At 33.6% G+C, this 23113-nt stretch carries 26 protein-coding genes and 1 pseudogene; 18 read left to right on the plus strand and 9 right to left on the minus strand.

The window, feature by feature from the left end; translation table 11 throughout:
- The first annotated feature begins 33 nt into the window (after nt 1-33).
- Entirely contained in the window at nt 34-504 is a 471-nt protein-coding gene (locus NE363_RS06215) for an AnBLUF65 family BLUF photoreceptors (RefSeq protein WP_004700647.1), read from the plus strand.
- Here NE363_RS06215 and NE363_RS06220 read toward each other — a convergent pair.
- Nucleotides 501-827 (minus strand): hypothetical protein, encoded by a 327-nt coding sequence (locus NE363_RS06220; RefSeq protein ID WP_004700649.1) that lies wholly within the window; start codon nt 825-827, stop codon nt 501-503. The two genes, NE363_RS06215 and NE363_RS06220, sit on opposite strands and share 4 nt — an antisense overlap.
- Nucleotides 828-1543: 716 nt before the next feature.
- Nucleotides 1544-2695, minus strand: a complete 1152-nt coding sequence (locus NE363_RS06225) for an alpha/beta fold hydrolase (protein WP_004700651.1) — start codon at nt 2693-2695, stop codon at nt 1544-1546.
- Between the two features lie 360 nt (nt 2696-3055).
- On the opposite strand from NE363_RS06225, the gene gltS reads away from it, so the two are divergent.
- Complete coding sequence (gene gltS, locus NE363_RS06230; protein ID WP_049065649.1) at nt 3056-4291, plus strand: sodium/glutamate symporter; 1236 nt, start codon at nt 3056-3058, stop codon at nt 4289-4291.
- 58 nt (nt 4292-4349) lie between these two features.
- On the opposite strand, the gene fabV is transcribed toward gltS, so the two are convergent.
- Entirely contained in the window at nt 4350-5549 is a 1200-nt protein-coding gene (fabV, locus tag NE363_RS06235; RefSeq protein WP_445536045.1) for an enoyl-ACP reductase FabV, read from the minus strand.
- A gap of 204 nt (nt 5550-5753) precedes the next feature.
- Here fabV and NE363_RS06240 point away from each other — a divergent pair, with 204 nt between their 5' ends.
- On the plus strand, nt 5754-7589 hold the full coding sequence (locus NE363_RS06240) for a monovalent cation:proton antiporter-2 (CPA2) family protein (protein WP_049065650.1): 1836 nt from the start codon (nt 5754-5756) through the stop codon (nt 7587-7589).
- Between the two features lie 144 nt (nt 7590-7733).
- On the opposite strand, the gene NE363_RS06245 is transcribed toward NE363_RS06240, so the two are convergent.
- From NE363_RS06245 to NE363_RS06255, 3 genes are all read right to left on the minus strand, one after another.
- Entirely contained in the window at nt 7734-8567 is an 834-nt protein-coding gene (locus tag NE363_RS06245; protein WP_445536046.1) for an SDR family NAD(P)-dependent oxidoreductase, read from the minus strand.
- Nucleotides 8568-8603: 36 nt separating this feature from the next.
- Nucleotides 8604-9005: a DoxX-like family protein gene (locus tag NE363_RS06250; protein ID WP_445536047.1), complete on the minus strand. Its 402-nt coding sequence runs from the start codon at nt 9003-9005 to the stop codon at nt 8604-8606.
- A 205-nt stretch (nt 9006-9210) separates the two neighbouring features.
- Complete coding sequence (locus NE363_RS06255) at nt 9211-9849, minus strand: TetR/AcrR family transcriptional regulator (protein WP_004700660.1); 639 nt, start codon at nt 9847-9849, stop codon at nt 9211-9213.
- A 584-nt stretch (nt 9850-10433) separates the two neighbouring features.
- Here NE363_RS06255 and csuAB point away from each other — a divergent pair.
- The 7 genes from csuAB to NE363_RS06290 all read left to right on the plus strand — a co-directional run bounded on the left by csuAB (nt 10434) and on the right by NE363_RS06290 (nt 17083).
- Complete coding sequence (gene csuAB, locus NE363_RS06260; protein WP_004700661.1) at nt 10434-10970, plus strand: Csu fimbrial major subunit CsuAB; 537 nt, start codon at nt 10434-10436, stop codon at nt 10968-10970.
- Between the two features lie 74 nt (nt 10971-11044).
- Nucleotides 11045-11593 (plus strand): spore coat protein U domain-containing protein, encoded by a 549-nt coding sequence (locus NE363_RS06265; protein WP_004700663.1) that lies wholly within the window; start codon nt 11045-11047, stop codon nt 11591-11593.
- Nucleotides 11594-11597: 4 nt separating this feature from the next.
- On the plus strand, nt 11598-12113 hold the full coding sequence (locus NE363_RS06270; RefSeq protein ID WP_019458410.1) for a Csu type fimbrial protein: 516 nt from the start codon (nt 11598-11600) through the stop codon (nt 12111-12113).
- Nucleotides 12107-12940, plus strand: coding sequence for a Csu fimbrial biogenesis chaperone CsuC (gene csuC / locus NE363_RS06275; RefSeq protein ID WP_152682051.1), 834 nt, complete (start codon nt 12107-12109; stop codon nt 12938-12940). Before NE363_RS06270 ends, csuC begins: the two co-directional genes overlap by 7 nt.
- The gene (gene csuD, locus NE363_RS06280; protein ID WP_445536048.1) at nt 12937-15435 is read left to right on the plus strand and encodes a Csu fimbrial usher CsuD; all 2499 of its coding nucleotides are present in this window, start codon (nt 12937-12939) and stop codon (nt 15433-15435) included. The genes csuC and csuD overlap by 4 nt, the downstream gene beginning before the upstream one ends.
- On the plus strand, nt 15432-16451 hold the full coding sequence (gene csuE, locus NE363_RS06285; protein ID WP_004700670.1) for a Csu fimbrial tip adhesin CsuE: 1020 nt from the start codon (nt 15432-15434) through the stop codon (nt 16449-16451). The genes csuD and csuE overlap by 4 nt, the downstream gene beginning before the upstream one ends.
- 122 nt (nt 16452-16573) lie before the next feature.
- Entirely contained in the window at nt 16574-17083 is a 510-nt protein-coding gene (locus NE363_RS06290; protein ID WP_445536049.1) for an acetyltransferase, read from the plus strand.
- 39 nt (nt 17084-17122) lie between these two features.
- On the opposite strand, the gene NE363_RS06295 is transcribed toward NE363_RS06290, so the two are convergent.
- Nucleotides 17123-17356 (minus strand): hypothetical protein, encoded by a 234-nt coding sequence (locus NE363_RS06295; protein WP_025469101.1) that lies wholly within the window; start codon nt 17354-17356, stop codon nt 17123-17125.
- A gap of 450 nt (nt 17357-17806) precedes the next feature.
- On the opposite strand from NE363_RS06295, the gene NE363_RS06300 reads away from it, so the two are divergent.
- From NE363_RS06300 to NE363_RS06310, 3 genes and pseudogenes are all read left to right on the plus strand, one after another.
- The gene (locus NE363_RS06300) at nt 17807-18262 is read left to right on the plus strand and encodes a hypothetical protein (protein ID WP_049064545.1); all 456 of its coding nucleotides are present in this window, start codon (nt 17807-17809) and stop codon (nt 18260-18262) included.
- Between the two features lie 401 nt (nt 18263-18663).
- A complete protein-coding gene (locus NE363_RS06305) occupies nt 18664-19056 on the plus strand; it encodes a hypothetical protein (protein ID WP_049064551.1) in 393 nt (130 codons plus the stop codon).
- A gap of 66 nt (nt 19057-19122) precedes the next feature.
- Nucleotides 19123-19260, plus strand: a pseudogene (locus tag NE363_RS06310) (lauroyl acyltransferase); the annotation flags it as partial.
- A gap of 72 nt (nt 19261-19332) precedes the next feature.
- Here NE363_RS06310 and NE363_RS06315 read toward each other — a convergent pair.
- A complete protein-coding gene (locus NE363_RS06315) occupies nt 19333-19566 on the minus strand; it encodes a hypothetical protein (RefSeq protein ID WP_191001384.1) in 234 nt (77 codons plus the stop codon).
- Nucleotides 19567-20180: 614 nt separating this feature from the next.
- On the opposite strand from NE363_RS06315, the gene NE363_RS06320 reads away from it, so the two are divergent.
- Nucleotides 20181-20420 (plus strand): hypothetical protein, encoded by a 240-nt coding sequence (locus tag NE363_RS06320; protein ID WP_025469103.1) that lies wholly within the window; start codon nt 20181-20183, stop codon nt 20418-20420.
- Between the two features lie 283 nt (nt 20421-20703).
- Here NE363_RS06320 and NE363_RS06325 read toward each other — a convergent pair whose 3' ends face one another.
- A complete protein-coding gene (locus NE363_RS06325; protein ID WP_171493767.1) occupies nt 20704-20856 on the minus strand; it encodes a hypothetical protein in 153 nt (50 codons plus the stop codon).
- Nucleotides 20857-21281: 425 nt separating this feature from the next.
- On the opposite strand from NE363_RS06325, the gene NE363_RS06330 reads away from it, so the two are divergent.
- From NE363_RS06330 to NE363_RS06345, 4 genes are all read left to right on the plus strand, one after another.
- Entirely contained in the window at nt 21282-21593 is a 312-nt protein-coding gene (locus NE363_RS06330; RefSeq protein ID WP_022575440.1) for a hypothetical protein, read from the plus strand.
- 225 nt (nt 21594-21818) lie between these two features.
- The gene (locus NE363_RS06335; RefSeq protein WP_200002508.1) at nt 21819-21968 is read left to right on the plus strand and encodes a hypothetical protein; all 150 of its coding nucleotides are present in this window, start codon (nt 21819-21821) and stop codon (nt 21966-21968) included.
- A gap of 96 nt (nt 21969-22064) precedes the next feature.
- Nucleotides 22065-22535 carry a hypothetical protein gene (locus tag NE363_RS06340; RefSeq protein ID WP_068936264.1) on the plus strand — a complete coding sequence of 157 codons (471 nt, stop codon included), beginning with the start codon at nt 22065-22067 and terminating at the stop codon, nt 22533-22535.
- Between the two features lie 143 nt (nt 22536-22678).
- Entirely contained in the window at nt 22679-22867 is a 189-nt protein-coding gene (locus NE363_RS06345) for a hypothetical protein (protein WP_200002496.1), read from the plus strand.
- The last annotated feature ends 246 nt before the right edge of the window (nt 22868-23113 follow it).

A 23113-nucleotide genomic window follows, 5' to 3' on the forward strand; every position in this document is an offset into this window, starting at 1 on the left:
TAGTAATGAAATTTTATATTTCACGGAAGTCTTATGAACGTTCGACTGTGTTATGCCAGCCAACGAAACGAAAAAAATGAAGATTTGCTACAAGATTTGCGTGATATCCTGACTGAAGCTCGTGATTTCAATGATTTAAACGAGATTTGTGGGGTACTTTATTATGCCGATAATGCATTTTTTCAATGTTTAGAAGGCGAACAAGAGGTGGTAGAGCAATTATTTGAAAAGATCCAAAAAGATGAAAGACACTACAATGTTAAATGGTTATGCACATATTCCATCGACCAAAACGCTTTTCAACGGTGGTCAATGAAATATGTACAACGTAATACAAATATTGAGGCTTTCTTTCTTAAGATGGGAGAAAATACCTTTAACCCAATTTCGCTAGACCAACAAAATCTCAAAAACTTTTTAAATGAATTGTTAGTTGCAGAGCAAACTAAGGTTAATACAGATAAGAAAGTTGGAATGGTCAATCGGGGAGTAAACCCATTTTAACTATTAGATGCGATACCGATATGAATGTTCTTGAGCTTAGGTACTAGTTTCGTCATTACGAGATAAACAATAACCGAAGTCGCGAGCATCCATATCACTTCTAAACTTTGACTAATCACAAACATTGCCCAATAGAAAAAACTAAATAGAGCAATACATAGACCGCTACCTTTGTAATACCACGTAATAAATATTCCAAACAGAGCCGAAGAAATGAGTAGGTTTAAGGTTTCATTCATTCCTAGATAGTTAAAAAGAATAATCATTAAGCATAAAGCCAACATTGATAGTAAATATACAAATATATTTTTTGCGATAAACATTTTCTATATCCTATCTAAAGAATTAAAAGGTATCTTTCCTCTGTTTCCAGAGGAAAGATAGTACATATTAATTTTTGAGATTCTTTTTCTATTGTTGAGAGTTTTTATATTAATAAAGATGACTTTATCATTTTCTCCAGATCTCTTTATTAATATTCAGCTTTCTATTTAATAGTAAAGAGTGCTTATATGTACTGAAATTAATTATAGGAAAAACAATCGCTTGTGTTGTAAGCTTTAGCCTACATGTTTGTGAGACATTACCTACATTTGTTTAAATAATGATCAAATTTTACAAAGCTTAATTTTTTAAAATACTTTTTTTTCAAATATTTATTACAAAATTTTATTGATGTAAGCTTTACAAAAATAACAAAAAGTAACATCCCCTTTAAGAAGGTAATCATTCTGAAAGAAAAGCATTAACTTGCTGTGTGGTTTTTTGATTAATTATTTTTTAACGTTTGATAAAATATTTTATTTTTAAAATAAACTTTTTATAAATAAATTTTATAATTTTTGTGTTTGTGATAATTTTTTGACACTAAGTAATATTATCTTATTGTAGATTTATATATTTAAAATATAAAGGTGGTTTAAAATTTTGGAATAAAATATATTGAAATATAAATGTGATTAAAAAGAATAATTTTGCAAAATTTGATATTCACCAGTGTAGATTTGATTGACTACACTGGTGTTGATGTACGGGTAAATTAACTTGAACGGGTAGCTAACCAGCTATTTATTTCTGGCCAAACAGAAATAGGTGCTTGGCTGCCGGAAACTATACCCATATGACCACCTGAGACAACTTTAAACGTTTTATCTTGGCTGCTAATTAAATCCATAAGTGGCTTGACAGCATCACTGGTCACAATAATATCGGTACTACCTCCTACAGCTAACACAGAGCATTCAATATCTTTAAGATTGGCAGTGAGTTCACCAAATTTAACTACGCCCGTTGAAAGTTCATTATCTATCCAGAAACGAAGAATAATGTCTCGCATCACGCCGCCGGGATAAGCCAGCATGTTATCTATAAATGAACTAGAGGTGGCGTGGTCTACTATAAATTCTCGGTTATCTAAATTTTTAAAAAGTTGCCAATAAGTTTTTAAGTTGCCAATCGGGTCAGTTAATTTAAAACCTAGAGTGTTTTGCCAGCCATGTATATGGAACACTTTACTTGGTACATGTTGGCGAATACGAAAAGGTGTGTGTTTGCGAACCCATTCGGCAGGTTTGGTTAGGCTTCCATAGAGTTTGCCCATATAGCCTGCTTTGTGAGTGTCGATCGGTGAAGCAAGAATAATCAGATTTTTAATATCTTTATCTTTAAATAACGCGGTATAGCAGAGTGAAAGTGCACCGCCCAAACTCCAGCCATGTAATGAAAGCTGCTGTTGTCCACTATGTGCACGAACTTGCTTCAACAATTCAGGCATAAAAACTTTTACATAAGTACCAAAATTATATTTTGCCTGATGTAGTGTTGGTACGCCCCAGTCTATTAAATAAACATCAAAACCTTGAGCCAAAAAGTAACGAATAAGGCTGCGTGTAGGGAATAAATCGTAAATGAGCATGTTGACTGCCAATGGCGGAACAATCACCAACGGTACGCGGTGTTTATGCGTAGGAACTTCAGCCTCATTTCTATAGTGACGTAAGCTCATAATTTCATGCTTATAAATCACATCAAAAGGCGTTTTTCCTGACAAGGCAATTTGCTGGCCTCTAAAAAACAGATCTGATGCATTGGCTAGCATGTGCGGTAGTTTCTGACCAGCATGTTTTTTAAGAGATGTTTTAAGCGATTGCACCTGCGGCACATTTTGACGAACTTTAAGCAATAAACTCATTGAATATAAAACCTGTAAAGATGTTGCCCAGAGCAATAACGAGCTGGTTTTGAGGCATATTAACGATAAAAATAGGGGAGTTCAGTGACTTAAAAGACAGTATTTTTTGCTTAAGATATCAAGTCACAAATACTATAAAAATATGAATTTTTTAATATAAGTTTTTGATATTAATAAATTAATAATAATTTTTAGATAAATTTTTATAAATTATTAAAAATTTTAAGCTATTTTTAAGAATAGTGAAAAACACATTGCTAGGGTAATTTTGTAAAGTTTATTTGTGTTTTTTTTACATATGAAAAAATAAAATATAATTATTTTACAATCAATTAGAAATGTAATTAGAAAGTAGTATATATGGAATTTGTTTTTAATGGTTTTTATACACTAATTTCGGCGGTCATCGTTCTACTGTTGGGCCGCTTTCTTGTCAATCGGATTGATTTTTTAAAACGTTACAATATCCCCGAACCTGTAGCTGGTGGTTTGGTTGCTGCTGTAGTGTCTTTACTTGTCCACACATTGTGGGGATATAGCGTTGTTTTTAGCAGTGAGTTGCAAACCAGCTTTATGCTCGTGTTCTTTGCTTCAATTGGTTTAAGTGCCAATTTCATGAAGCTTAAAGAGGGCGGTACTGCTTTAGTTATCTTCTTAATATGTGTCGCTTCATTTATTGTTGTGCAAGATGCGGTTGGTATGAGCCTCGCCACCTTGTTGGGTTTAGACCCACTTATTGGTTTGATTGCAGGTTCAATTACTTTAACGGGTGGTCATGGTACAGCAGGTGCATGGGGTGAAATTTTAGAAACTCAGCATGGTATACAAGGTGCATTAGCGCTAGGTATGGCGAGCGCTACTTTTGGTTTGATCATTGGTGGCGTGATTGGTGGTCCACTAGCTAAATTGCTGATTAATCGTTATGGCTTAGCTCAAGCAAAAACCAATGCGGAAATTCAAAACCGTGATACGCATGTTGAACAAAATTCGTATGATCTCGCGCCGTTTGAAAATCCGCATCAAGTTCGTTTAATTACAGCCGATAATGCAATTACTACATTGGGTATGTTTGCAGCCTGTTTAGCGTTTGCTGAATTTATGACAGGCTTTAGTAAGGGAACATGGTTTGAGTTGCCAACCTTCGTTTGGGCACTTGGTGGCGGCGTAATTTTAAGAAACATTTTAGAAAGCGTTTTGAAAATTGATATTTTCGACCGTGCGATTGATGTGTTTGGTAATGCTTCTTTATCTCTTTATTTAGCAATGGCATTGCTTTCATTAAAGCTTTGGCAACTTGCTGACTTAGCTGGTCCGCTTGTGGTTATTTTAGGTGCACAAACACTGACCATGGCTTTATATGCAGCTTTCGTGACTTTCCGAGTAATGGGTAAAAACTATGATGCGGCAGTTTTAGCAGCAGGCCATTGTGGTTTTGGTATGGGTGCAACTCCAACTGCTGTTGCAAACATGCAAGCTATTACTAATATGTATGGTCCTTCGCATAAGGCATTTTTGATTGTTCCACTATGTGGTGCTTTCTTTGTCGACTTAATTAATGCAACAGTGATTCAGCTTATGTTGAAATTTATTGCTTAATCAAAATAAACCCGCCACCGCTGAATCATTAGGATGGCGGCGGGTTTTTCAGTAATGATTAGACTAATTGTTTTACATCGAAGTTAACTTCACCGCTTAAATCAGCATCATAATCAACGCCGTCCAGACCAAAGCCAAATAAACGCAGGAACTCTGCTTTATAGCCCTGATAGTCGGTTAATTCATTAATATTATCATCATTCAGCTGTTTCCAGATGTCACGGCAGGTATTCTGCACATCATCGCGTAACTCCCAGTCATCCAGACGTAGACGATGTTTTTCATCGGTTTCCAGTGCGGTGCCGTTAAATAGCTTAGTGGCAAATAAACGCTGAGTCTGTTCAATACAGCCTTCGTGAATACCTTTCTCTTTCATGGTCTTAAACACGATAGAGATATATAACGGCATAACCGGAATTGCAGAAGATGACTGAGTGACGACGGATTTCAGTACAGCGACATAGGCAGCACCGCCTTTGGCCTGTAATTTTTGATTAATCGCCGATGCAGCGCGATCCAAATCTTCTTTTGCCTTACCCAAAGTTCCATGCCAATAAATCGGCCATGTTAAATCGCTACCGATATAGGTGTAGGCAACCGACTGTGCATTATCCGTCAGAACACCGGCTTCATCTAATGCATTCATCCACAGTTCCCAGTCCTGACCGCCCATCACTTTGATGGTATCGGCGATTTCCTGTTCATTGGCCGGTTCAACAACGGCTTCGATCAGCACGTCTTTGTCGGTATTCAGCGCGACAGATTTATACGGTTCGCCAATAGGTTTTAAAGCAGAACGAACGATTTCACCGGTTTCCGGCATTTTGCGGACCGGAGATGCCAGTGAGTAAACAACCAGATCAATCTGACCCAAATCCTGTTTAATCAAATCAATCACAGTCTGACGGCATTCATTAGAGAAGGCATCACCATTAATGCTTTTTGCATACAGGCCTTCTTCTTTGGCGGCTTTATCAAAAGCGGCGGCGTTATACCAGCCCGCAGAGCCGGTTTTGCTTTCACTACCCGGTTTTTCGAAAAAAACACCGATAGTTGCCGCACCGCTGCCGAATGCGGTATTGATACGGGAAGCCAGACCGTAGCCAGTAGATGCACCAATCACCAGAACCTTTTTAGGTCCGTTTTTCAGTTCGCCACGGGATTTTACATAGGCGATTTGCTCACGAACATGGGCTTCACAGCCAGACGGGTGAGCGGTAGTGCAGATAAAACCACGAATTTTAGGTTTGATAATCATAATTATGTTTTATTGGTAGCTAACAATCAGGGGCTAATATACCAGATCTTTTTCATTTACTTGAGACAATCATATAGGCTTAATTTTTGATTTAGGATCATTTAAGTCATTTTATTTTTAGGATACTTTTTCTCATCACTAAGCATCGCCCCTAAACCTCTTTTTCACATAGAATGAATTGCAAATAAATAAAATGAGAAATGTATGAGCGAAGAAGCACATTCAATGAGTCTGGTTGCCCCAGTGGTTTTATTGGCAGCGGCTGTAATCGCAGTTCCTATTTTCAAACGTATTGGCTTGGGTTCTGTATTAGGTTATTTAATTGCGGGCTTAATTATTGGTCCATTTGGTTTTGCTTTTTTTCAAGATTCCACTGCAATTCTTCATATTGCCGAGTTAGGAATTGTGATGTACCTCTTTGTGATTGGCTTGGAAATGCAGCCATCACATTTGTGGAGCTTAAGACGTGAAATTTTTGGTCTTGGTACGCTACAGATCATCATTTGTGCACTGGCTTTGACTGGGGTAGGACTATTATTTGGTTTTACATGGCAAGTGGCATTTATTGGTGCAGCAGGGTTTGTATTAACGTCGACCGCCATAGTCATGCAGTTATTGGGCGATCGAGGTGATTTGACGCAACCCCGCGGTCAAAAAATTGTAGCCATATTATTATTTGAAGATTTATTGATTGTGCCATTGCTGGCTATTGTTGCTTTTATGGCACCAAATCATGTTGTCGAAAGTACATCGGCACGTTTAGAAAACATTGGAATTGGTTTGTTAGCAATTGCGGGACTTATTGCGGCAGGCTATTGGTTACTTAATCCATTATTTAGACTCTTGGCTGCTGCAAAAGCCCGAGAAGTCATGACAGCCGCTGCATTATTGGTTGTGTTGGGTGCCGCATTGCTCATGCAAGTCAGTGGTTTGACAATGGCGATGGGCGCTTTCTTAGCAGGTGTGCTTCTATCTGAATCTACATTTAGACATCAAATTGAAGCCGATATTGAACCATTCCGAGGAATTTTACTGGGTCTGTTTTTCCTTGGGGTTGGTATGTCACTGGACTTATCTGTAGTTGCTCAAAACTGGCAGCTCATTGTGAGTGGTGTAATTGCCCTAATGTTTGCCAAAGCACTCATGATTTATATAGTCGCTCGATTAACGAAAAGCCCTCATACTGAAGCCTTAGATCGCGCTTTACTTATGGCACAAGGTGGCGAGTTTGCTTTTGTACTTTTCTCTGCTGCATTAAGTGCTCAAGTTATTGATAGTACCGTTAAATCTAACCTTACTGCTATTGTTGTACTTTCAATGGTATTGACTCCAATAGTGGGTATTATTTTTAAACGGTTTACTCAAGCGAAAGAAAAAGTTTCATTGGAAAACATTAATATTGCGGATGGACTAAGCGGTAGTGTTTTAATGATTGGTTTCGGGCGCTTTGGGCAGGTAACTAGTCAATTACTGTTGGCAAGAGGCGTAGATGTCACCATTATTGATAATAATACTGACATGATTCGAAACGCCGAAAAGTTTGGTTTTAAAATTTATTATGGCGATGGTTGCCGCCTCGATATTTTACATGCTTCTGGCGCTGCAACTGCACAAGCGATAGTGGTTTGTGTAGATAGTAAGGACACAACCAATAGAATCGTAGAACTCGTGACTCACGAATTTCCTTTGGCAAAATTATTAGTACGCTCATATGACCGTGAGCATTCATTGCATTTAGTCAAACAAAAAGTGGACTTTATGATCCGTGAAACGTTCGAGTCTGCAATTAAGTTTGGTGGCGTTATTTTGCAAGAGCTTGGTGTAGATGAAGACGAAGTAGAAAGAATTACCGAAGAAATTCGAGATTTGGATAATGAGCGTTTTGAAACTGAAATTGCAGCAGATGATGTAAATGCGGGGGTGGGCATGCAATACACCCATACTCATCACCCTAGACCAACTGCACCATTGATTCGACCAAAACGAGAAGGACAGATTTTAAATAAAGATAATGTCTCAGAGAATGAGAGTATTGATTAATTATAAGCCTCAGTAATAAGTCTTCTTAGAAGTACTTTTACTGAGGCTTTTCTACAGGAAAGAGTAGCTAATTGCTAAATTCTCTGGATTTACCAATCAAACCGTCATTTAATGAAGTGAGTTGGTTAATCATATTAAACCCACCTATAGGTGCTCTAACGCCGTGCCTTTAACCGGGTTTCTGCGCCAGTAATACGGCTGTAAAAATCTAAGGAAAAGCTTCCAAGGCGTCATCCATGCGATGCGTTGGTTTGTTTTTTTGTTTTGAAGAATTTGTTTTGCTAAATACGCACAAACCACCTCAGGTGGGTCAATCACAAAGAAAAATAAGCGTTTCATCTTTTTCCAGTTTTGTACGTTGCCATTTGTCCAAGACGAAACTAACAAGTCGGTTGCCACCATGCCTGGGCTGAGAGTACCAGTTAAAATAGAGGTCGACTTAGTCTCTTTATAAAGTGCTTTACTAAAATAACTTACCGCTCTTTTAGTTGTAGCGTAGGCAGTCATACCAGCACTCCATTCGCCGTTGCTTCCCCAACCTTCCATATTGAAGATTTGACCATGACCTTGTTTGAGCATGCCTTTTAAAGCGAGTTGAGAACCAAGCATTGTGCCTAAAATATTGGTAGAAATGGCTGCGTTTAATTCATCGGATTGAAGGTCAACAAAGTCCTTGGTAGGGTGGCAGCTTCCTGCATTATTAATCCATACATTTACCTGAGCAAAATGCTGTATGGCAACATCCCATAGGTTCTGTAGGTCTGATATTTGTGTGACATCACAGCATAGGCCAGTGAACTTTTCTTTATCGAAATGAGTTTCTAAATAACTAAATGCATGGTTAAGAGACTCTAAGTTACGGCCAGCGATCACAACCGAACATCCAAGCTCTAAAAACGCGTGGGCGAGTGCTAAACCAATACCCTTAGTGCCTCCAGTAATCACCACACATCCAACTTCACGGTTTGATAAACTCATTGAAATCTCTATATAATTTTAAAAAAATTTAGGCCGTTATTGAGCAGTTTTATGCAAATAAGTCGTTTGCTCTTTTAATAAAAGCAGATAGATGACTGATAAACTTATCATCGAAATATTCATGACGATAGGGTTGTAAGGTGAGATCAGCGTTGAAGGTATGAGAAAACCAATTAAAAGCAATAGACTCAACAACCCCAAAATACTTAAATAGTGAATATATTTTTGGTTTATAAATACAAACAATAAACCAAAAATAATTTCGCCTAAACCACTTGCACGGCCTGCAAGTTTTGCATATTCAAAAGAAAGACCTATTGATTGCCACACAAAAATTTCATCAGCATTAATAAAAATTATTTTAGGGACAAGTCCCTGATATATCCACAGGAAGGCTAACACAAAGTTTATAAGTTTTAATGCTTTAGCATTATTCATTAAAGTTCTCTAAAATTTTAAAAAGTTAAATTTTCATTACTAAAGTTATTATCTTTCTATTTAATTTATTGTTCAACTAAAAATAATTCTAGTCTGTTTTTTAATCATTTTTATTGTTTTTTTAAGTAACGTAGCAAGTGATCGAAATGTTATATTCTGATTTTATATTAAAAACATAGGAGAAATGACTCCTATGTTTTTAATTTTATGGTTCACTCACTAATCTTGATATATTTTTTAAAACTATATTTCTTAGAAATTCTTTATAACATTCATCTGTATTCTTGTTCGAATGCTGAACTAAATATCCATTGAGCTGTGTAATTATAATAATGGCTCTTTCTTTATATTCTTCTGATGATATTTCATTATGAATAGGTAAAATAATCTTATATATAAGTTCAAGATTATACTTTTGTATAGTTGACAATGATTCATATACATAAGGTAAATGATCTGAAATTGAAAAAAACTCCTTAAATGTATTGGTAATAATCGGTTGTTCTATTTCATATATTATATTGGTAATAATATTCATAAACCGATGTAAAGGTGGTTCATTCGCATTTAAGTTGATTAAAATTTCAATTCTTTGTATGTAGTCACAAGTGAGTTTATTAAGTAAAGCCTGTAATAAAATATCTTTATTGGGAAAATAATGTTGCAAGGTACTTAAACTAATATTTGATTGTGTAGCAACTCCTCTCATACTAAAGCCAGAATAACCTTTGGTTAGAAAAACTATTTCAGCATTTTTTAAGATTTGCTTTATTCTTTCTTGTCCTTTTAGTGTGGTAAAGGACTTCTTAATTTGTATAGTATCAAAGGTATCAATTTTGATCATTATCCAGCCTGTAAGTACTATTTAAAAAAAGGCATTCTAAACCATGAAATTAGAAAAATATAAATAAAATATTTAAATTCTATTAAACTAAAATTAGGTCATATGACCTATTGTTTTTTTAATATAGGTCAATTGACTTAATTAAAACCAAAAAAATAGGTCAGGTGACTTATTTTATTTTGTTTAGTTCTGGTTTAAATAGGTCAACTGACCTATTTAAATGGTTGGGGCTAAATGTGGAATTTAGATGAATTATAAATAATTGTATTTGAATGCATATTGACTAATTTTTATATGATTTTTGATATTAATTTTTTATATATTTTCCTTGATTTTATAAAGTAGGGGTGGGTATTTAATTGGCTATTTTTACAGACAATAAAAAATGTGGTTTAAATAAATCAACATAGTCTTTTTGTAATATGTGTATACAAGTTAAATAATTGTTATTAAATTGTGAAAAGAATCACACAACAGTAAAGAGTAGTTTGTTTTATATATAAAACAAATTGTTCGCATTTTATTTATCGAGTTTGATTCATTTTGTTCTACAAAACTAATCATTATATATGTAGGTTATGAATATGAAAAACATTCAGAAATCACTTCTGGCAGCATTAATAGTTGCTGGTTATGCAGTAAATACTCAAGCGGCTGTTACTGGACAAGTTGATGTTAAATTAAATATCTCAACAGGCTGTACTGTAGGTGGTAGTCAAACTGAAGGGAATATGAACAAGTTTGGTACTTTAGATTTTGGTAAAACTTCTGGCACTTGGAACAACGTATTAACAGCTGAGGTTGCTTCAGCAGCAACAGGTGGCAACATTTCTGTGACTTGTGATGGCACAGATCCTGTTGATTTTACAGTTGCAATTGATGGTGGTGAGCGTACTGATCGTACTTTGAAAAATACAGCTTCTGCTGATGTAGTTGCATATAACGTTTACCGTGATGCTGCACGTACTAACCTTTATGTTGTGAATCAACCACAACAATTTAGCACTGTGAGCGGTCAAGCAACAGCCGTTCCAATTTTCGGTGCAATTGCTCCAAATACTGGCACAGCAAAGGCGCAAGGTGATTATAAAGATACTCTATTAGTCACAGTAAATTTCTAAAAATAAAAAAGAAATAATTAATTGAGTGGCAGGTTTACTTCAATATAAGTAAACCTGTTTAAGATGGAGGGGAAATGATATTTAATCGTAGTTCAGTATTTATAATTTTATACTCATTATTTACTTCAGTAAATGCTGGACAAATTGGAGCAAAACTAACAACGCAAATTGAACTTTTACCTTCTTGTTCTATTAATAATAAAATTGTTGAAAATAATTCTACAAACTTAGATTTAGGAACTATTGATTTTGGAGATGCTACGACAGGTTTTAATGGAATATTAGAATCAAGCTTAATTAATAATGGAAACTCAGGTCTACAGATTGAATGCTCTGGTATTTCAACTTTAAAAATAACTTTTGGAGCTGGAAATAATGACAGTCAAGTTCCCACTAATTTTTCACAAAATTATTATCATGCTCTAAGTAATGGTAGAGATTTTATTGCTTATAACTTGCTCTATGGTTTAAACAAACAAGTTGTTAGAGCAAACGATGTTTTTATTCTTAATGATTTGAATACTAAGAAAAATATCGATATTTATGGCCAAGCCACCCATGATGGTAGTCGTATATCTAAGGGTGAATATACAGATATAGTGCCGATTACGATTGAGTTTTAAGAAAATGAAATACTTTTGTTTGAAAGCAATATTATTGCTGTCAGTTAGTCAGTGTATCTACGCAGCAGATCCTCAATTAAGTTCAAGCTTCAAAGTTCAAGCTAAAATTGAAAATGGATGTTCAATAGATAATATTGAGCAAAGTATTAATTTTGGTCAATACTCAGCTTTATCAAAAGATAAAGTAGTTTCAAATATTATAAATAGTAAAGACTCATGGAATATACGTTGTACTGAAAATTTACCTGTGAGTATTTCTATTGATGGTGGTGAAAATCTTAATAATAATATTAGACGTATGAAAAACTCATCATCTAATTATTTATCTTATAAGTTATATAACTCAAGTAATTTAACAACTGAATATATTGTGGGTAATAAATATTTATTACCTACAACTACTCCAACAAACCGTCTTGTAAATTTTGAAATATATGGTGTGGTTGATTTGGGAAATAATAATGAATCACATACCGCCGGAATTTATAAAGATACTGTTTCAATAATGATTACATGGTGATTTGTATGAACAACTCTGCATTTATTAAAAATAGCATTTTAAAATCTTTTTTATTTGCAAGTACATTATCACTTGTGACACCTGTGATGGCGCAAGCGACTTTTTTAATTTGGCCCATTTATCCAAAAATAGAAGCCAATGAAAAAGCGACCGCAGTTTGGCTTCAAAACACAGGCAAGACCGATGCGATGGTGCAAATTCGGGTATTCAAATGGAATCAAGATGGCTTAAAAGATAATTATAGTGAGCAATCAGACATTATACCCAGCCCGCCTGTAGCTAAAATTAAAGCAGGCGAGAAGCATATGCTTCGTTTAACTAAAAGCACTAATTTGCCAGATGGCAAAGAACAGTCATATCGTTTGATTGTAGATGAATTGCCGATTCGTCTTTCTGATGGAAACGAGCAAGACGCTTCTAAAGTGAGTTTCCAAATGCGTTACTCAATTCCATTATTTGCTTATGGAAAGGGTATTGGTAGTGGTTTAACTGAAGAAAGCCAAAAAGCCAATGCAAAAAATCCTTTGGCCAAACCCGTTTTACAGTGGTCAGTCCGCAATAATGACCAAGGCCAGTCTGAGCTATATCTGAAAAACAATGGCCAAAAATTTGCACGTCTTTCGGCGCTTAAAACTTCAAAAACTGGCAATGATATTTCTTTAGGGAAAGCTGCTTTTGGCTATGTTTTATCGAATAGTACCGTAAAGTTTGCTATCGATAAGTCGACTGCAAATGAGTTATTAAAAACATCTAAAATTTATGGTGTTGATAGCTCAGGCATAAAACAAGAGTTGATCGAAATCACTAAAATGGAGGATCCAACATGATCCTTCGGCATAATAATTTATGCAAAAGTATTTTACTAATTTTGTTGTCGGGTGGATGCTTAAATATTCCAAATATTGCTTTGGCTGGCGATTTACCTCCACCACCAAAAGATATTAACGAAATTAATCAACTGTTTAAGCTGTATCTAGATTTGGTGGTAAACCAATATCCAGTTCAGCAAGTTGTGCCCGTTATTGTTAAAAATGATGAATACTTTATACAAAAAAACAAGCTAATAAATGATTTGGAAATTCAAATTCCTCAAGAGCTATTAAGTAACAACGAGACTACTTTAACTAATCAAGATGTTTTAACTTTGGGGTTTAGTGGTGATGCGAGTGACTGGATATCTTTAGATAAGTTGAAAGATGTAAGCTATGAATATCAATCATCAAACCAATATTTTAAGCTTAACTTTCCACCTGCTTGGATGCCGACTCAAGTTTTGGGTAAAGACTCATGGTATAAACCTGTCGTTGCTCAGTCGGGTATAGGGCTGCTCAATAACTATGATTTTTATACTTATAGGCCGCATCAGGGGGGCTCAACTAGCAGTTTATTTACAGAACAGCGCTTTTTCTCTCCGTTAGGAGTGATTAAAAACTCTGGTGTGTATGTCAAAAACCAATATGAAAATGAAGGTAATGCCGAGTCTCTAGACAATGACGGTTACCGTCGTTATGACACGTCTTGGCAATTTGATAACCAGAATAACGCCACGTCTTTTGTGTTAGGTGACATTATTACGGGTAGTAAAACGACTTGGGGAAGTTCAGTTCGTCTGGGCGGTTTTCAGGTACAAAGAAACTATTCAACTCGACCAGATTTAATTACCTATCCTTTACCGCAGTTTATTGGACAAGCTGCTTTACCAAGCACAGTCGATTTAATTATTAATGGACAAAAGACCAGCTCAACTGAAGTACAGTCTGGCCCATTCATATTAAACAACGTTCCCTTTATTAATGGTAAAGGTGAAGCCGTTGTCGTCACAACCGATGCAGTCGGGCGACAGGTCGCAACAGCCGTTCCTTTTTATATTTCCAATACATTGTTAAAACCCGGCTTATTTGACTACTCATTGTCTTTAGGGAAAATTCGTGAAGACTACGGACTGAAGAATTTTTCCTATGGAAAGTTTGCAAGTGCAGCCGATGCCCGTTATGGCGTAAATGACTGGTTTACCTTAGAAGGGCGTACTGAGCTTTCTTCAGACCTACAGTTATTTGGTGCTGGGTCTGTACTCAAGCTTGCAAACCTAGGTGTGCTGAGTGCTTCTTTTAGCCAAAGTAAAGCCGATAAGTCTATGTCTGAAGATCGAGCCAAAGACTTAGAGGGTAAGCAATATACAGTCGGGTACAGCTATAACCGTAATCGCTTTGGTTTTAGCATTAACCATAACCAGCGTGATGATGAATATACCGATCTTTCACGGCTGCAATATAGCAATTTAATTTCGGTCAATAGTAATAAAAGCTTAACGGCCAATACGTACTTTGCCACCAAAAACTCAGGCACCTTCGGTGTGGGTTATATCAACACCAAAGCAAATGACTTTAAAAACCGCTTTTTAAACTTGTCATGGGCACCTGTTTTACCGACTTATATGAATGGCGTAACCGTTTCACTAAGTGCCAACCGTGATTTTATCGAAAAAGAGTGGAGTGCTGCATTTCAGCTTTCGATACCACTGTTCCAACGAAACGCGACTGTAAACTCGGGTTATGTATTTAATAAACAGGGCGATACGGGCTATGTTAATTTCAACCGTTCTGTACCGTCTGAAGGTGGTTTCGGTGTCGATTTAACCCGACGCTATAATGAAAATAGTGAAGATTTAAATCAGGCACGCGTCAATTACCGTAACGGTTATATTAATACCGACTTTGGTATGTCTGGGAACCATGACTATAACTACTGGTTTGGTCTATCAGGTTCACTTATTTATATGGCGGGTGAAGTATTCGCTTCAAACCGTTTAGGTGATTCATTTGCCTTGATTGATACCAACCAAGTACCAGATGTGTTGGTCAGATACGAAAACAGTTTAATTGGTCGTAGTAATAAAAAAGGCCATATTTTTGTGCCATCGGTGACGCCTTATTATTCGGGTAAATACAGCGTCGACCCAATCGACTTACCTTCAAACTTCACCATCACACAAGTTGAACAACGCATTGCTGCTAAACGCGGCTCGGGTGTTGTGATTAAGTTCCCAGTTCATCAGTCTATTGCTGCCAACGTTTATTTAACTCAAGCAGATGGCAAACCTATGCCTGTTGGTTCTGTGGTACATAGAGCTGACCAAGAGTCTTCTTATGTGGGAATGGATGGCATTGTCTATTTAGAAAATTTAAAACCGAACAACACCGTGACGGTTCAACGTTCGGATCAAAGCATTTGTAAAGCAGACTTTTCTGTAGATGTAGAACAAGCCAAGCAACAGATTGTGGTGGTTAAGCCTGTTACGTGTCATGAGGTATCTTTACCATGAATATAAAAACAAAAAAATTACTTCGCCATTTAGGCATGTTTTCTGGACTGATGCTGGCTGGAAATTTGACTCATGCTGCTTGTAGCGTGAGTGCTTCGGGTTCATCCTCTATTTCGGTTCCGTCAATCTATTTAACAGAAAACGGTGAAAACTCTTCACAGTTTAATTCAGGTTTGTCATGTACGGGTTTTAGCTTGGCTTTGGCGAACATGACTTATTTAAAATATCGGGTTGAGCAAATGTCGAATTCATTTACCAATGCTCAAACTGGAGAAAAACTCAATGCTGTTATTTTAGATAGTAATAATGAAATCATTAGCTTAGGCCAAGAAAAAGACATGAGTAGCTTTACGCTGGTCAATCTTTTTAGTGGGCCAGATGGCAATTTGCCCTTCTACATACGGCTTCCGGCTGGGCAAAGTGTGTCTCCGGGTGTGTATCAGGCTGACTCACCATTGAAAGTAAAATGGTTCTATTCTGTACCGGCAGTTGCAATTATTGGAATCGGAGTCTTCTTTGAAAGCCCTGGGTTTAGACGTGGTGCATTAGGAATTGGCTTTAACTGGGGAAGTGGAGCCGACTCGCTTGGTTCACTCTCCATTACCGTGCTTCCAGACTGCCGAATTTTAACGCAAGACGTAAACTTTGGAACGGCAGCTTTTGCTTCTAAGCTTGAGCCTGTGCAGTCATCTATGGGAATACGTTGCTCTGTAAATACACCATATTATGTGAGTTTAAATAATGGGCTTTCCCCGCAAAACGGTAATCAGCGTGCTATGAAGTCACAAACGGGAAATACGTATTTAAAATACGATATTTTCAAAAACTCATCGAATGACCGATGGGGAAGTGGTAACGAGCGTTGGTCGAGTTTAAATGCGACTCTTAATCCCGGTGTACATAACGGTGTGACGCAGCAGAGCTATGTGTTTACCACAAAAATTATAGATGAAAATGCAGACACCACACCAGCGGGAACGTATCAAGATACGGTTACAGTACAAGTCGAGTTTTAAAAGCTGTTTTGTATAAAAGATAAAAGCTCAGTTCATGGGCTTTTTTTCTTGAAAATTAGTCTACAATCAAATAATTATTTTAGGATTTAACTTTAGAACGATAGGGATGATGTATGTTAGTTATGTCTGATAAGCAACTGCCTAAGCATATTTTGACTAGCATCGATTCATACATTCCTTTTTCTATTGAATTCACTGACAGTAGATTAGCTGATCTATACTGGCGATGTGGAAATGGAAAAACTTGTTTATTTGAACTAGGTTTAAGTAACACTGGCGAAGTAATTAATATTACTCTTGTATCAATAAACAATAGTAATATATTGAAAAATAGCAATAATTTTGAATTTACATTTCCTGTGGAAAATTTTTTACCTAAATTTGATGTCTCAGATTGGAATATAATGTCTGAGGATTATTCAAGCATATTTAAAGATGATTTTAATTGTGAACTACAATTAGTTATAGGCTTAGATTACTTAGTATTAAATTTTTTAAATTATGAAAAATCAATATCTTACTTTAAAAATGAAGAATTGTATTTTGGTTTGAACTCTAATAAAGAGCTATCATCAATACTACTAACTCATATTACAGCCGAAGAAATAGAAATCTTAAAACGAAATTTTTAAGGTAGGTACAAACTAATTTGAGATATTTGCAAGATATAACTACTCAAGCTCTAATTGATCATCATCTTTGGTAATTTTAATCTTTATCTTTTTATATTTACGTTTATTTGGATCTAGTGCCGAGTTCATTACTTCATCCGCAAAGGGTGGGCACTGCATGAGTTTTGCATATGCTCTATAGCCGATGCGTATTCGCGTAGGTGGGCAATCGGTTCTTTTTGAATAGTATTCAATGAGAGAATTCAGTTCTTGTAATAAAGTTTGCTGTTCCATCATACATATTTAACAATTCGTTAATTCAAGCATAATAGACTTACAGGCTTAGTGGAATATGTACTCAAAATATTAATTTGCTTGAAGTGTGATATGGTTTTCACTTTTAATTAAATATATGAATTTTTTCATTTTTAGATAGAATGTTTGAGTCTTAGTTTTGCTTTACTAAGACCAAAAAACTATAAAAAGTTAGATTTTTTTTTGAATCATTTAGATTTACATTTAAATGATTAAATTAAAAAAATAAAATTTATCTAATTGATTTTATTAACAAAAAATAATTTAAATAAAGATGGTGCAAGAAATAGAAAATTATTGGAAATATATATTAACTTAAAATAAACAATACTTACATGGTGTTTCATATATTTACAAGTTGTTACATAACATAAATCATACTTACCTAAAAAGCGCTCCAAATACCACTTAGTAAATAAGGATACTTTAATGCCTCAATATCTGATGATTGCAGAAAGTGTGTATAGGAAAGTTAAAGACAATGATCTCTTCACAGAAGATACCATTGAAAATCTTAATCATCTAATGACATTTATCCGCAAAGAAATCGTTGGAACAGTATTTAAACTTAAGTACAACTATATTGATTTTAATGAACTATTTAGCAAACCACTTAACGAGTGTAATGTAAAAATAGATGTAAGCCTAATTCCGCATTTCAATCATGAAAATGAGTATATTTTATGGTTGTCGGGATTTATTGAAAAAATTACTGAAGGCGGACCTAAAACTCCACCTCCAATTAAGAAGTTTATTCCTGAGTTTATTAGTTTAAGACTAGAGTTTGATTCAGTGGCTTTGCCAGATGAAAAAACTGAAAATCAGGGTGAAGAAATAACCGAATACTTTAACTCTCAAGCTTTTACAAAAAAGATGGGAAAGTAAAATTGTTTTAATAGGTACAATTTTTCATTAATCGCCTTCGGGCGATTTTTTTTTAATCATCTTGTCATAATGAACAGCTAATTTAAGCTTATAAAAAGAAAAGATGAAGATTGTTGCGAACAACAAAATCAAAAAGCAATTTTCAAGTAAAGCTGGTCTGTTGTAATTAAGCTAATTCGAAAGAATTGGCTTTTTTGTTTTACATATGATTGAAAGAGAAAAGACTTTTTAAAGTTTTATTTATTCTAATAACAAAACTTAGGATTTTCTCACAGTTAATGTGCTATGACCTGATCAAGAAGGGAATCTGATATTACTTTCTCACAACTGAATATTACAGTGAGGTATGTTAATTTTTACAGCATAGGTCACTATTACTTTTTAAGTTGGTGAGGTGTGTAATGAACGAAATATGGGGATATCATTTTAAAAAGGGTTGGATTCAACAGCATAATTTTCTTGCCGCTTATCTCACTTTATTTAATGAGCATGATATATCTAAAGCTATAATTGCACTTGGATATTTTGGAAAATATGGAGTTTATCAAATAGATGATTCAATACTGGGAAATCCAATTGAAGTATATGAATTACAAAATGGTTCAAGACTGCCCAAATATTTAATTGAATATTGCCCAGTAGGAGCAAATGTCGATTATTTTGTTGCATATAATATGCCGAGCTTGATTGAGCTTTTAAACAAGCTAGCTCCATTAGTGCATGCAGTAACAGCATGTAATCAAATTAATGATATATCACCGAATTTAAAAAAACGTTCAAAAGCAGTCAATTAGTTTAAATACTATTTAAATTAATTCTAGTTACTAAGATTGAGTTAATTTTTGATTATTTGTTCTATTGGGGATATTCGAGATCCTCAATACAATGGACTAGTCACACCTAAACTTGAAAACTTTCCAAGTGAATGCGAAGTAAACGATGCTGAACGCGTCAATAAAATTATTGAAAATCAAATTCGAATCGCCCCAACACAATAAATGTGGTTGCACAGACAATTTAAAATTCGTCCTGTCGGTGAGGTAAAGTTCTATTGATAGATTTTGCTTTCATTATTCAAGATCGAGTTGGTTATCATCTTTTGTGACTTTGATTTTTAACTTTTTATATTTTCGTTTGTTTGGATCAATTGCGGAGTTCATAACTTCATCTGAGAAAGATGAGCATAGCATGAGTTTTGCATAGGCCCGGTAACCAATCAAAATTCTACGTAAGGGATAGTCTGTTCTTGTAGAGTAATATTCAATTCGGGCGTTTAGCTCTTGTAGCAGGGTCTGCTGGGCCATTGGAATAATTTTCTATAAGTGGTTCATTACAGCATATAGAGATTTACACTATCTAAGAAGAAATATTTTAAAAAATTAATATTATTCATAGTTAATTTATTAAAAATCATATGCTATAAATTTTTATTCCTTTTAAATTTAACTAGATATAACAAATTTTTAAATATTTTGGTTAACGTTTAATTATCAAAAATAACAACTCTTTTAAAACAATAAGCGTATGTGTGTTATAGTCAATTTTAAATAATTTTTGGTATAAAATGGATATTTGTATTGGTGGCCTACTAAATGGTCAGAAAAAACATGATAATCAAAGCTTTTTTAAAGTAGAGAATCACTATTGTGATAGTTTCTCTGAATATACTAAAGAGTATTTTCATTTAAATGGTCAAATTTTTTCATTTTGAATTAGTAAAGAAATAGACTTTTTTGAAGCTCAAAAGAAAATTGAATTATATTTGATAAATATTGAAAATATTAAAATTAAACATGCATGATAGAAACTAAATTGATTAATATAAAAATATTTTTTAAATTTATCTATACATGAAATTTAATGAATTTGTCTTTTTGGGATTGTAATATAAAAAATAAAGTAGGTTGCAGGTATGGGTATGAGTGATCAATTAATTGAAAGAGATAAACTTTTAAAATATCTAACTCAAAAAAATGCTGAGAAGGAATTAGAGTGTGAATGGCTTAGAAATATTATTATTCGGTTGCTTGATGAAATTGAAGATAGTCGATTACAGGCTCTGCTGATTAGACAAGTCAATGAAGAGCTGATTTTACTAATCCAAACACATATAGAGCCAGAGTTTAATTTAAAGGATTTAACTCAGTTTCCAAATTAAATGAGTAATAAATATTGCTAAAAATAATCATTTATTTTGAAATGGATTTAAAAGAAATAAAATATTCAATTAAATTATAATATTATATCTTTGTAAAAAATAGTTGATAGATTTTAGATGAGTGAAAAGAAATTGTGAAAAATGATAATGAATCAATGAATCAATGAATCAATGAATCAATGAATCAATGAATCAATGAATCAATGAATTTTTAAATGTTTAATATAAAAGCCCTATATTAAATAGGGCTTTTATATTAATTAAAGAGTGTATTTAATTAATTTTAATGTTTATTTTCCTTCTCGTTATTTTCTGGTGAAGGATTTTCAACTTCAGGAGATTGAACGGGTTTCTCAATTTTTTCCTCAGTTGATTTAGGGTTGAAATTATTTTGCTCTTGAGTTGCTTTTTTGGAAAAATCTTTAAAATCAGACATTTTAGACTTCTTTAATAATAGTAGTAAGGAAGCTTTATACTAGACCTTTAATTTAGTTACATTACGGTAGTTGTGAGAGCACTATGTAGTGATATGTTCTAAAAATAGGCTAGTTATCGACATAATATTTCTATAAATTGATTTGAGTGTTGATATATATGTAAAAAAACCATTTAGTTAAATACAGGATGTAACATATAAATTAATATTTTCATTTTTAGAAACCCTGAACATAAATTGCTTTTGAAAATGTATTTAAATGTGTAGGTTTTTAATTTCTTTAATGATATAAATTATAAGGTTAAAAGTTTTGAAGTGTAAAAGTCTTTAACTACTTACTTGTAAATATATTTGAACAACTTAAAGATACATTTTTAGATAAATAATGCATACTTAGTTAGATTAAATTTAAAAAGAGAAATAATATGGATACTGAAGTAAAAAAATATTTTGATGTTGCTGAATGTGTTTATAGGAATATTAGTTTTAAAAATCAGACTAATAAGGGGAGAGTCGATTATCTTAATAAGCTACTAGTAGAGATAAAAAAAGAAGCTGCTATCCATCAATTAAGGTTAATGTATAGTAATATTGATTTCGAAAACTGCTTAAATAGACCAATGAAAGAACGTGTTATCAAAATAGATTTAAGTCTGCTGCCTAGTTTAGATAGCAAACATGAATATATTATGTGGTTGGCGAGTTTTATAAAAAGTATTTCTGCCGAAAGAAAATAAAATATATAGCCATGAGAATTTTAATTTAGAGTTTTTATCTAAAATTTTATTAATTTTGTAGATTGTTGAAAATTAAAATGAAAAAATATAATTATTAATTATCTTAATAATAAACAAGGTGATGACATTTAGATACATTTGTATAGTATCTAAGTTTGCATAAAGGGAATATTGTCAGTAAGTGCTAGATAATCATCTGCACATCATTAAATAGGAGAGACTCTAATGTCTCAACATGACCAAGTTAAAAATGATCAAGAAAAATCAAAACAGCAACAACAGCAGCAGCAAGATGGTAAAGAGTTTGTTCCTAAAAGTCCTGATCAGAATGATTTAGAAAAATTAAATCAAAATGATGAAAATCAGAAAAAATAATATTATTATAAAATTTATTTTTTCTTAAAATATTAATTGGTAGAAAGAGTTTCTATTCTTTTTGCCAATTTCTAAGATTAAGAGGAATATTTTGAAATGTTTTTTATTATAGTAATTGTTTTTTTAGTTATTGGTGCTTATTTTTTAATTAAGTTTTTTTCAAAAGTTTATTTAGAGTTGCCTGAGAAAACTATAAAAATAGCTGGAAAAATATTTACTGAAAATAAAAATTTTTTTGAGCATGAAATAGTTGTAACTTTGTATCAGGAAGAGTTAATAACTTTGGTGGGTGAGCAAGATGGCGATAGAGTTACTGTTTTTAAAAATGCTGTAATATGTCTAGAAAAAGAAACAAATAAAATAGCAGTATATATTGATACTTTAAGAGTAGGATATCTTAATAAAATAAATGCTCATAGTTTTTCTGATTTTTTGAAAATAAAAGGTTTTAATAAAAGGGATGCTTTTGAAGTTGATGCGGTTATAATTAGTGAAAACTTAAGCCTGTGGAGTGTGAGGCTAGATATACCATATGACATGAAAAAATTTAGGTTTGATAAATATTAGATTTATAATAAATATTTAAGTGGTATTTCTGTAATGTATCTTAGAGCTTTTTTTGAATTTAAAATAAAAAGAGATCATAATAATTTTATTGATAATAAAAAAGGAGAACGGTTATGGAACGTAGAGCTGTTAAAGTCCATAAAATGTTTAGAGAGTTTCATGAAGAAAAGGATCGTGGTTATATAGGAGAATATGATGAAAAACATAACCTTATAGCGATATATGATATTTTTAAAGAAAAAATGAAGAAAATAGAAGGAACTTATCAATGGATTTTACCTTCTTCGGGTGAGATCTTTTTTGTTGAAGAAGATCCCATCTATATTCGGTAATTAATAAAGAAATCATATTTGTTAATACACTAACTTTCAAAGATAACAATAAGGCGTTATCTAATCTGGCTTTAAATGATCTATTTTATATTGTTTAAATTTTAGACTGAGTATCTCCTTGCTGGTAGTTTTTAGATTCCCGTACAGATCATTACTTTATAAACCCCAATTTAACAATAAATTTTAATTATTTATCTTTACTTTTTAATGATCTATTTTAAAACAAATGTCATTTTGTATGCTTGA

Source organism: Acinetobacter sp. G18 (assembly GCF_052660225.1).